At 65.9% G+C, this 10286-nt stretch carries 9 protein-coding genes; 4 read left to right on the top strand and 5 right to left on the bottom strand.

Annotation, left to right across the window (positions count from 1 at the left end):
• Positions 1-270 (bottom strand): aconitase family protein (locus VGT00_02855; protein ID HEV8530338.1); only part of this gene is annotated, 270 nt, incomplete at its 3' end.
• A gap of 265 nt (positions 271-535) precedes the next feature.
• Between VGT00_02855 and VGT00_02850 the strand changes: the two genes are divergently transcribed.
• The 4 genes from VGT00_02850 to VGT00_02835 are packed head-to-tail and all read left to right on the top strand — an operon-like array spanning position 536 to position 5018.
• Positions 536-1387, top strand: a complete 852-nt coding sequence (locus tag VGT00_02850; protein HEV8530337.1) for a hypothetical protein — start codon at positions 536-538, stop codon at positions 1385-1387.
• 26 nt (positions 1388-1413) lie between these two features.
• The gene (locus VGT00_02845; GenBank protein ID HEV8530336.1) at positions 1414-1731 is read left to right on the top strand and encodes a hypothetical protein; all 318 of its coding nucleotides are present in this window, start codon (positions 1414-1416) and stop codon (positions 1729-1731) included.
• Between the two features lie 31 nt (positions 1732-1762).
• Positions 1763-4075, top strand: coding sequence for a S8/S53 family peptidase (locus VGT00_02840; protein HEV8530335.1), 2313 nt, complete (start codon positions 1763-1765; stop codon positions 4073-4075).
• A gap of 49 nt (positions 4076-4124) precedes the next feature.
• Positions 4125-5018, top strand: a complete 894-nt coding sequence (locus tag VGT00_02835; GenBank protein HEV8530334.1) for an SAM-dependent methyltransferase — start codon at positions 4125-4127, stop codon at positions 5016-5018.
• Between the two features lie 52 nt (positions 5019-5070).
• On the opposite strand, the gene VGT00_02830 is transcribed toward VGT00_02835, so the two are convergent.
• The 4 genes from VGT00_02830 to nuoK are packed head-to-tail and all read right to left on the bottom strand — an operon-like array spanning position 5071 to position 10196.
• The gene (locus tag VGT00_02830; protein HEV8530333.1) at positions 5071-6498 is read right to left on the bottom strand and encodes an NADH-quinone oxidoreductase subunit N; all 1428 of its coding nucleotides are present in this window, start codon (positions 6496-6498) and stop codon (positions 5071-5073) included.
• The gene (locus tag VGT00_02825; protein HEV8530332.1) at positions 6495-8039 is read right to left on the bottom strand and encodes an NADH-quinone oxidoreductase subunit M; all 1545 of its coding nucleotides are present in this window, start codon (positions 8037-8039) and stop codon (positions 6495-6497) included. Before VGT00_02825 ends, VGT00_02830 begins: the two co-directional genes overlap by 4 nt.
• The gene (gene nuoL, locus VGT00_02820; GenBank protein ID HEV8530331.1) at positions 8039-9886 is read right to left on the bottom strand and encodes an NADH-quinone oxidoreductase subunit L; all 1848 of its coding nucleotides are present in this window, start codon (positions 9884-9886) and stop codon (positions 8039-8041) included. The genes VGT00_02825 and nuoL overlap by 1 nt, the downstream gene beginning before the upstream one ends.
• Before the next feature lie 10 nt (positions 9887-9896).
• Positions 9897-10196 carry an NADH-quinone oxidoreductase subunit NuoK gene (gene nuoK, locus VGT00_02815; protein HEV8530330.1) on the bottom strand — a complete coding sequence of 100 codons (300 nt, stop codon included), beginning with the start codon at positions 10194-10196 and terminating at the stop codon, positions 9897-9899.
• Between the last annotated feature and the right edge of the window lie 90 nt (positions 10197-10286).

Here is a 10286-nt window from a genome sequence, read left to right as displayed (position 1 = left end):
GTGCGCCGCCATGTCCTCCGCCATGGGGTCGGCGTAGGGGCGGGTCTGGTCGGTCGTCGGGATGATGTGGTCGAGCGTGCCGAAGGTCCGCTCCGGCATGCGCACCTTGAGCTTCAGCTCCTTGAGCATCTGGAAGGCCTGCGGCGTCGTCACCTCGTGGATGAGGTGGAGGCCGATCAGGAGCTGGGTCTGGCCGGACGGCAGCGTGCGGACCGTGTGCGCTTCCCATACCTTGTCGAGCAACGTGCGTGCGATGGGTGGCCTCCTCAAGTAGGGCTCGTCAGACCACAGGGGCCAACGGCGGTACTGCGAAGCGTATGGTGCCTCATCGAGACCGTCAAGTCTAGTAGGGCATCCTGAGCGCCGCGACGCGTATCCACAACCGTCAGGGCAGAATGAATTCAATGAGTCCTTCTCGACTGTCTGAAAGACATTCGTGGGAAGATGAGTCGGTTCGGCGCGGCGCGCACAAGTATCGCAGCTGGAAAGGGCAGGAGGCAAACTTCGGACGCGCAAGTCGCAAAAGGAGGCGCACATGCCAACGCTGCGAATCACCATCGACATCTTCAGCGGACGCCCCAACCCCGTCATCGAGCTTTCAGGCAGACCCGCACGCGAAGCAATCGCCCTGCTCAGAGCTGCGCGCAGGGCCGGGAAGCGCGAGGCTGATCTACCGCCCGTGCCCACCCTCGGCTATCGTGGTCTCCTCATCGAGGAGGTCGGGGCACGGCCGCGCGTCCCGATCCGTACGGCGGATCAAGCGCTCGAGGATTTCATCTGCGGCAGCACCGATCTCCTCAGGCGGCTCAAGCTCGGAAGAGACTTCCCGAGCATCCTGCGCAAAGAGATCGACCGTTTCCGCGACCTCCGGCACCGCTGGCCACGCCCCCACAAGGTCCGATGGCCGGTCAGAATCCGTTGCCGCTGCGCGCCGCTCTACGAACCGGCCTGGTGGAACGACGGCGGCCAAAGGCAACTTCGAAACAACTGCTACAACTACGCCTCGAACTACCGCACCGACACGTTCCACCAGATTCCGGGCGGTTCACAGCCCGGCGCGGCCGCCGGCGCGATGTACACGCAGCTCACCTGCGCGTCGGTCAGGCCAGCGGCCATCGCCGACGGGCTCATCGCGCGGCCCTTCGCGAACAATCGATGCCCCGGCGAAGGTCATCTCGTCGCTCTGGTCATCGCACCCGGCATCGACTTCCACTGGTACCGCAAAGGGCGCAACGGCTATTGGAGCCACAAACCAGGAACGACGCCCGTCATCAACGTCGACAATAGCACCAACCTCATTCCTGACCCGCGCACGGCTGACCGCGGCATGTACACTCAGTTCTGCACCTTCATGGTCGTGATGCACGGACACATCAAGATCCGATGAGAAAGGCCCATTGCACCGCTACTGCCTTGATCTACTCTGGCCGCCCCGACCCCGAGTGGGAGCTCGACAACGAACAACTCGAGACCCTGAAGGGCATCTGGCAGCAGCTCCCCCCGAGCAAGATCGCGCCCCCGTCTCCACCTCCACTCGGCTACCGCGGTGCCGCCATCCGCTGCGACTCCGGAGAGGTGTGGCTCGCCTACGGCAACATCGTGACCTTCAAGCGCGGCGCCAGCCGGCCGAAACATCGAGGGGACGACCAGCGTCGATTCGAGCAGACCCTGCTTGGGACCGCGCCCTCGAACGCGCTCCCGGCCGGTTTTCGCCCTCCGCCCGCCCCTTGACCATGACCCTGCGGCGGCGCAGGATCACTTGGTGTCCGAGGGCGGTCGCGATGGCCACACTCGCCTCTATCCTTCTGAGGGTATCCAGCATTCTGAGGGTATCCAGCATTGCCGCCAGGCCAGAAGAAAGGACATTCACGTGACAGCTCAACGATTGCGGAAACAGGCCGGTCGACGGGAAACCGTCTCCACAAACATCCGCGCCTTCGAGATCGTCCCTCGTGGATCCGAGATCGTGCTCGAGTCGAGACTGCCCATCGACGAACGCGCCCTCGCCTCGGGTCTTCGTCTCCACAAGATGCGCGCCAAGCCCGTGACGAGCGATCAGGGGCGTCGAGTCGTGGTCAAGATCGATGACTCGTTCTCCGCCGGGCGGAACACGCTGTACGTGAGCGATCTCTACACGCCCAAGAATCAGCGGATCGACGCCGATCTGGAACTGCCGTTCTTCGTCGTCGATTCAAAGGCGCCGTTTCCGAAGGATGTGAGAGTGGAGTCTTACTCGCGCGTGGCGGTGCACGGGGACAGCATTCGGCGCGCTCCGTTGGGTGAAGGCGCGACCTACGAGCTCATGAAAGGGACCCAGCGCGCCAACGGAAAGCCCTGGGAAGCCGCCTACGACCGGACGGGCAGGCCCGTGGACTTCAACCAGGTGCGGGCACAGGTGATGAAGGCGCGGCTGGACCGCTACGGCAAGCTGCAGCCAAACCTGCACGAGCGCGTCACCGGTGGCGGGACCGAGCCGCTGAGCGTTGCCATCTGGCTCCGCGCCGGCTCCTTCGTCAAGCCGGTGAAGAACGACCGCCGGGAGACGGGGAAGATGCCAGCGGGGGAGGCGGGCGCCCGGAAAGCGTTCTCGGAGCAGGCGCGACGCTTCGTGGAGCAGTACGGGCTGGCGGCGGTGGCCAGGAACGTGCGGGCAGACGAGGCGGCGCCGGTCATCTTTGCCGAGCTGGACCGCCAAACGATACGGCGCCTGGCTGACGCTCAGGACGTATCAATGATCTTCCTGTACGAACGCGAAGGCTTCGAGGATCTTTCAGACTCGATCGCCATCGCCCAGTCCGATGAAGCGCATGCCCTTGGATACACCGGTTCCCGCGTGAAGGTGGCCGTGTACGAGAACGGTCCCGACGACACGACCGACCTGCGGATCACGGCCCGCTACCGCACCGACCCGGCAACGTCTCAGCATTCCCGACACACGCACGGGATCATCAAGAACCGCGAGAGCGGCAAACCCCACGGTCACGCCCCCGACTGTCTGCTCCACTCCGCCAACGACAAGGACCTCGACGCGATCCGCTGGGCGGCACAGGATCGAGGCTGTACGGTCATCAGCCAGAGCTTCCACCGAGGCCCGGAACAAACGGATAGTGACCTGTCCTTCGACGACATCTACAAGGACTGGCTCGCCCTCAACTGGCCGTACCCGACAATCTGCGAGGCGGCGGGCAACGGCGCCGACACCGAGTTCGTCAACCACAAGGGGTACAATCGTCTCACCGTCGCCAACCACAACGACTCCGCCAACGGGATGGCAAGTGACACGGTGTTTCGCAATCCGAACACCGATCACGGAGACCGGGAGCTCCCCGAGATCGCCGCGAACGGCATGGGGGTCGCGGCGGTCGGCCTCACGCTGAGCGGGACGAGCATGGCCGCACCCGCCGTGGCCGGTGCGACCGCGTGCGTGCAGGAAGTGAACGGTACCCTCAAGTCCTGGCCGGAAGGCTGCCGGGCTATCCACCTCGCGTCGGCGAAGCTCAATCCCGACGCCGGCACCTGGTGGAGTGACCTGAGCAGCGGCGGCGACGGTCTGGACGGGACAGGGGCGCTGAACACGCTGAACGCCGTACGTATTGCCGAGCAGCGCAAGGGACGCAACAACACCCCCGCCGCCCGGGGATGGGACGTGGGCACGCTGCGATCGAGAGACATCGGCAGCAACGGCGAGACGACCTTCTCCTACCGCATCTCGGTGCCCGGCCGGATCTTCTTCGGCCGTACGACCGTGAAGGTTGCGCTCGCCTGGGACTCTGACGTCATCGAGTGGAACATCTTCGGCCTGACCCTCCCGATCGCCTCGGTGCTCACATTGGACCTGGACCTGAAGGTGTATGACAGCGCAGGGAACCTGGTCGGGTACAGCGGCTCGTACGACAATAGCTACGAGATCGCCGAATTTCGCGCCATTCCGGGCGAGACCTATACGATCAAAATCCGGCGCTGGTCCGGCACCGATGACGTCTGGTACGGCGTCGCCTGGAATACGCGGACGACGCGGCTCATCGACGTGGGCGACCTGGCCGGAATTCTGAGCTCCGCGCGGCCTCGGGGCTGAGCGGGGCAGCCCGCCCGCCGTGCGGCCCTGAGCGAAAAGCGGTGAGTCCATGCGGGAAGGGCACGCCAGTCGTACCGCGGAACACAACGCGCTCTTCCGCGCGCTCGAGTCGTCTCTCCCCGAGCGCCAACGGCTTTTCACAGATCCCCTTGCTCGAGCCTTCCTGACCTGGCCGTTCGCTCTCGTCGCCCGACTTGCCGGCCTTCCCGTTCTTCGGAAGTTCCCGCCATGGTTCATCGACACCCGCTGGCCGGGCGTCCGTTCCTCCGTGGTCGCGCGCACCAGGCTCATCGACGATACGATCGCGGCCTCCCTTGGAGAACACCCCGAGCAGCTCGTCATCCTTGGCGCGGGATTCGACTCTCGAGCGTACCGCCTGCCTGGCTTGGGCGGCATCACCGTCTTCGAAGTCGACCACCCAGATACACAGACAACCAAACGAAAGGCGCTGGCGCGCGCGCTTTCCGCCGTGCCGACCCACGTTCGGTTCGTGGGCACCGACTTCAACCAGCGCGACCTGGAGGCGGCCATGCTCGCGGCTGGCTACCGCGAGTCGACGCGCACGTTCTTTCTCTGGGAAGGCGTCACCAACTACCTCACGGAAGCCGCCGTCGACACCACTCTACGATGGTGTTCGCGCGCATCGTCCGGCAGCCTGCTCCTCTTCACGTATGTTCACCTCGACGTGCTAAGGAGGCCAGGCGCCTTCATCGGTACGGAAAGGCTTTTCGCTTCTCTTGCAAAAGTCGGCGAGACGCTGACGTTCGGAATGGAGCCGAGCAAGTTGCCGGGGTTCCTTGCCACACGCGGCCTGTCCCTAGAGAGCGATCGAGGCGCCGCGGAGTACCGGGAGCTCTACTACAGAGACGCGGCACGCAAGATGCGCGGGCATGAGTTCTATCGCGTTGCCCTCGCCCGCGTGGGGCCGCCTGACAGCCGTTGAGGGACTCTGGGAGTTCGAGGCGTCTGACCCGTCGCCATCCGCGCTCAGGTCGCTAGAAGAGGCCTGAGGCGGCGCGGAGCGCGGCCATCACCACGGGCTTGGGGTAGAGGCCCATGACCACGACGCCGGCCGCGCAGACGAAGATGCAGAAGCCCAGGAGCCGCGGCACCGGCACCGGCTCCGTCCGCTCGGGGGCGTCGATGTACATGCGCTTGGCGACCAGCAGGTAGTAGAAAAGCGCCACCACGGTCAGGAGCGCGCCCAGCAGCACCAGCCAGTACATCCCCTGCTCCGCGGCCGCCCAGAAGACGTAAAGCTTGGCCCAGAAGCCTGCCACGAAGGGAATCCCGCCCAGCGATAGGAGAAAGAGCAGCATGCACAGCGCGAGCACGGGCGAACGCTGAGCCAGCCCCCTGTAGGCGGAGATGGCCTCGGAGCCGTCCGATTGCGCCACCGCCTCGACCACGAAGAACGCGCCCATGTTCCCGAAGAGGTAGGCGACCAGATAGAAGAGCATCATGGCCACGCCCGAGGCCGACACGGCGGCGAAGCCCACCAGCATGTAGCCGATGTGCGCGATGCCCGAGTAGGCGAGGAGCCGCTTGATGTTCTGCTGCGGGATGGCCATCAGGTTGCCCGCCACGATGGTGACGGCGGCCAGCCCCGTCATGACGGGCACCCAGAGGAGCACGGGATTGCCCACGCCCTCGAGGTAGAGACGGAACATGACGACGAAGCCCGCGGCCTTGGGCGCCACGGAGAGCCAGGCCACGAAGGGCGTGTTCGCGGCTTCGTAGGTATCGGGCACCCACATGTGGAAGGGAAAGGCCGCGATCTTGAAGCCCAGGCCTCCCAGCGTGAGGATCATGCCCAGGATCAGCAGCGGGTGGCCGTCCTGGAGCGCCGTCACCACGCCGGCCAGGTCCGTGGTCAAGGCGATGCCGTAGATGAAGGACAGCCCGTAGGCGATCAAGGCCGAGGAGACGGTGCCGATCAGGAAGAACTTGAGGGCGGCCTCCACCGCCTCGCCTTCCCGCTTGCGGAAGCCCGAGAGGACGTAGAGCGGGATGGACATGAGCTCGAAGGCCACGAAGAGCAGGATGAGCTCGCGCGCCGAGGCGAGCACGAACATGCCGAGCAGGGAGGCGAGCATGGCCACGTAGTACTCGGTGGCCCGGCGCGCGAAGGTCTCCGCCCGCAGATTGAGCGAGGCAAGCACGCCCAGCAGCGTGGCCACGAGGAAGAGGCGCTTGAAGAAGATCGCCAGCTCGTCCTGGACGAAGGTGCCGCGGAAGAGCACGGAGCCGGGCTCGACGCGGAAGGCCAGGCCCAGCAGGATCACGAGCCCGACGGCGGCCACCACGCCGATCCGCCGCTTGTCAGGCCCGCGCAAGGTGAGGCCGCCGAGCAGGACCACCAGGATGACGATGGCGAGACCGATCTCCAGGGCCATGCCGGGAATCAGGGGGACGGCCGTCACGGTATGCCCCCCAGGCGAAGGAGCAGGGGCACGGTGGCCGTGTCCACCGGCCCGATGGCGATGCCGGGGGCCACCCCGAAGAGGACGAGCGTCGCGGTCAGGAGGACCAGAGCCACCCATTCCGGTCCCTGGGCATCAGACAGGTGCTGGAAGTGCGGATCGGCGGGCCTGGGCCCCCAGAAGATCTGCTTGGTGACGCGGAGCACGTAGACGGCGGTCAGGAAGGCGCCGATCACCGCGGGGAAGAGCCACCACGGTTGCGCCGATTGCCACGAGGCGAGGAAGGTCATGAACTCGGCCACGAAACCGGCCGTGGCGGGCAGCCCGAGGGAGGACAGACCGGCCACCGTGAAGGCCGTGGCGATGCCCGGCATCATCTGGCCGAAGCCGCCCATCGAGAAGATCGCGCGCGTATGCGCCTTTTCGTAGACGAGGCCGACGAGGGCGAAGAAGAGACCCGTCATGATGCCGTGGGCGAACATCTGGAAGACGGAGGCATTGAGGCCGGTCTCCGTCAAGGTCGCCATGCCGAGCATGACCACGCCCATGTGCGAGACGGAGGAGTAGGCGATGACGTACTTGAGATCGGTCTGGGCCATGGCGCTGAGCGCGCCGTACACGATATTGACGCAGGCGATGGCGCCCACGAGCCACACCCACTCCTGCGTGCCGTCGGGCAGGAGGCCCAGACCCAGGCGGACCACGCCATAGGCGCCCAGCTTCATGAGCACGCCCGCGTGGAGCATGGAGACCGCCGTGGGCGCCGAGGCGTGGCCGTCGGGCGACCAGGTGTGCAGCGGCCAGATGCCCGCCAGGATGCCGAAGCCCACGTAGAAGGCGAGGAAGACCCAGGACTGCAATCCCCGATCGAACTGGATCCCCTCCATCTCGAGGAAGGAAAAGGTAGACGACCCCGCGGCGACATAGAGGGCGAGGATGCCCACGAGGATGAAGGCCGACCCGAAGAGCAGGTACAGGGTCAGCTTCATGGCCGCGTACTCCTTGGTGCCCACGCCCGTCCGCCGGAGCGCCCAGCCGAAGATGCCCTGGGGCCGGATCTCGGCCGATGTCCCCCAGATGCCGATCAAGAGGTACATGGGGAGCACGGCGATCTCGTAGAAGAGGAAGAGCACGAAGAGATCGAGGGAGACGAAGACGCCGTAGACGCCCGTCACCAGCACGAGGAGGAGGGCGTAGAACTCCTGGCTGCGCTCCTTGATCGTCCAGGAGGCGAAGACGCCCGCGAAGATGATGATGCTGGTCAGGAGCACCATGAGCAGGCTCATGCCATCCACCCCGACCTGGTAGTTGATGCCGAGCGGCGGGACCAGAGGCAGCTCCTCGTAGAACTGGAAGAACTGCGCGTCGGCCGGTGAGCGATCGAAGGCCCAGTAGATGCCCAGGGAGAGCACGAACGAGGTGCCGGTGGAGAGCAGGGCCAGCCAGCGGACGAGCAGCGGCCGGTGGCGCGCGAGGAACATGATGAGCACGGCGCCGATGAAGGGCGCCCACGTGATGATGGAGAGGACGGGGACCCGCATCAGCGCGGCCACTGCATCCAGACGAGGAGGGCGATGACTCCGAGAGCGACGCCGTAGACATAGTCCTGTGGCTGGCCGGTCTGGATGCGCCGGAGACGGTCGCCGGCCATGATGGTCCAGGCCGAGAGCACATTGAGCACGCCGTCCACGAGATAGCGATCCACCCATCCGACCGCGCGAGAGAGACGGAGCATGATGCCGCGATAGATCCCGGCAAACAGGTCATCGAGCCAGAAGCGGTGGAGGGCGGCCACGCGGATAGGCGTAAAGATTCTTCCGAGCGCATCGGCGCTGATGGCGCGCCGCTGGTAGACGAGATACGCGAGGGCGATGCCCAGCACCGCGACCGTGATGGCCGCGTAGGTGATCCAGTGATGCGCCTCGAACTCGGACTCCCAGTGCACGAAGGGGAGGAAGATGCCCACGCCCACCGCCAGCACGGCGAGGATCCAGAGCGGCAGGGCCATGAACGGCGGCGCGTCGTGGACGTGGCTCTCAGCAAAGCCATACGCAGGCGCGGGCGCCCCCGCGAAGGCGATGAAGATCACGCGGAACATGTAGAAAGCGGTGAGGAAGGCCGTGAAGAGGAGCACGGCGAAGGCGCCGGGAAAGCCGCCGGCCAGGGTGGCGCCGAGGATCTCCTCCTTGGAGAAGAAGCCGCCGAAGAACGGGATGCCGGCCAGAGAGAGGGCGCCCACGACGAAGACGATGGTCGTCTGCGGCATCTTCCGCCCCAGCCCGCCCATCTGGAAGATGTCATTGGTGGCCACGGCGTGAATGACGGCGCCGGCGCCGAGGAAGAGAAGCGCCTTGAAGATGCCGTGAGTAAGGAGGTGCAGGAAGCCCGCCGAGGCAAAGCCCGCGCCGATGGCCGTCATCATGTAGCCGAGCTGGGAGACCGTGGAGTAGGCGAGCACGCGCTTGATGTCCGTCTGGACGCACGCGAGCACCGCGGCCAGAAGCGCGGTGAAGGCGCCGTTCCAGGCCATGATCTCCATGACATCCGGTGTGAGCCTGAAGAGCCACACCATGCGGGTGAGCAGATAGACGCCGGCCGTGACCATGGTCGCGGCGTGGATGAGGGCCGAGACGGGCGTGGGACCCTCCATGGCATCGGGCAGCCACACGTGGAACGGGAACTGGGCCGACTTGCCGGCCGCGCCCAGATAGATGCAGAAGGTGATGACGCCGAGGCCCTCGAGCGGGATGAGCCCCGTATCCGCGAGCTGGAGGAGCTGGAGGAAGTCGAAGGTGCCCGTCTGGTACCAGAGGAGCACGATGCCCACGAGCATGCCCGTGTCGCCGGCCTTGGTGATCCAGAAGGCCTTGACGGCGGCGCGGGCGGCCTCGGGCCGCGTGTACCAGTAGCCGATCAGCAGATAGGAGCAGAGCCCCACGAGCTCCCAGCAGATGAAGAGCTGGACGAAGTTCGGCGCGAGCACGAGGCCCATCATCGAGAAGGCGAACAGCGACTGGTAGGTGTAGTACCGGCCCAGCGAGGGCAGCGTTTCGTCGGAGAGATAGCCCAGCGAGTAGACCTGGACCAGGAAAGAGATCAGGGCCACCAGGATGAGCATCAGCGTGGAGTCGCCGTCGGCCAGCACGCCGACCACGGCGAGCGGGCCCGCCTCGGCGGGGATCCAGCTGAACAGCCGTTCCGAAAACCCGCCGGCCGCGCTCACCCGCCAGGCGGCGACGGCGGCGACCAGGGCCGCGGCGGATAAGATGATCGACAGATATCCGGCGGCGCGCCCGCGGCGGCGAAGGGGCGCCACCACGGCGAGGACGAGAAAGGCCACCGCGGGCAACAGCAGGGCGGTCAGGGCGAGGATGGCCGGATTGCTCATGAGGGTGGCCTCATCCTTTGAGCAAGTCCAGGTGATCGGCTACCACGGTGCGGCGGATCCGGAAGATCAGGATGGTGATGGCGAGCCCGAGCGCGACCTCCGCCACCGTGATGCAGATGGTGAAGACGGTGAAGATCATCCCCACCACGTCCGCGTTGAAGCGCGCGAAGGCGACCAGGTTGATGTTGACGGCATTGAGCATGAGCTCGATGCCGAGGAGGATGCCGATGGTGTTCCGCCGGGTGATGACGCCGAAGAGGCCGATGGCGAAGAGCAGCGCTGCCAGGGTCAGGTAGGCGCCGAGTCCCATGCCTACTCTTCAGGCCTCGCGAAATAGAGCGCGCCGAGGAGCCCGACGAGCAGCAGGACGGCCAGAAGCTCGAAGGGCAGCACGAACTCG

This window comes from Candidatus Methylomirabilota bacterium (genome assembly GCA_036002485.1).
Classification (GTDB): Bacteria; Methylomirabilota; Methylomirabilia; order Rokubacteriales; family CSP1-6; genus AR37.
This window is presented reverse-complemented; position numbering and strand designations above follow the sequence as displayed.

Excerpts from the sequence above, each read along its gene's own strand:
- nuoK (HEV8530330.1), bottom strand. The coding sequence starts at position 10,196 with ATGGGACTCGGCGCCTACCTGACCCTGGCAGCGCTGCTCTTCGCCATC.
- VGT00_02825 (HEV8530332.1), bottom strand. The coding sequence starts at position 8,039 with ATGCGGGTCCCCGTCCTCTCCATCATCACGTGGGCGCCCTTCATCGGC.
- nuoL (HEV8530331.1), bottom strand. The coding sequence starts at position 9,886 with ATGAGCAATCCGGCCATCCTCGCCCTGACCGCCCTGCTGTTGCCCGCG.
- VGT00_02835 (HEV8530334.1), top strand. The coding sequence starts at position 4,125 with ATGCGGGAAGGGCACGCCAGTCGTACCGCGGAACACAACGCGCTCTTC.
- VGT00_02850 (HEV8530337.1), top strand. The coding sequence starts at position 536 with ATGCCAACGCTGCGAATCACCATCGACATCTTCAGCGGACGCCCCAAC.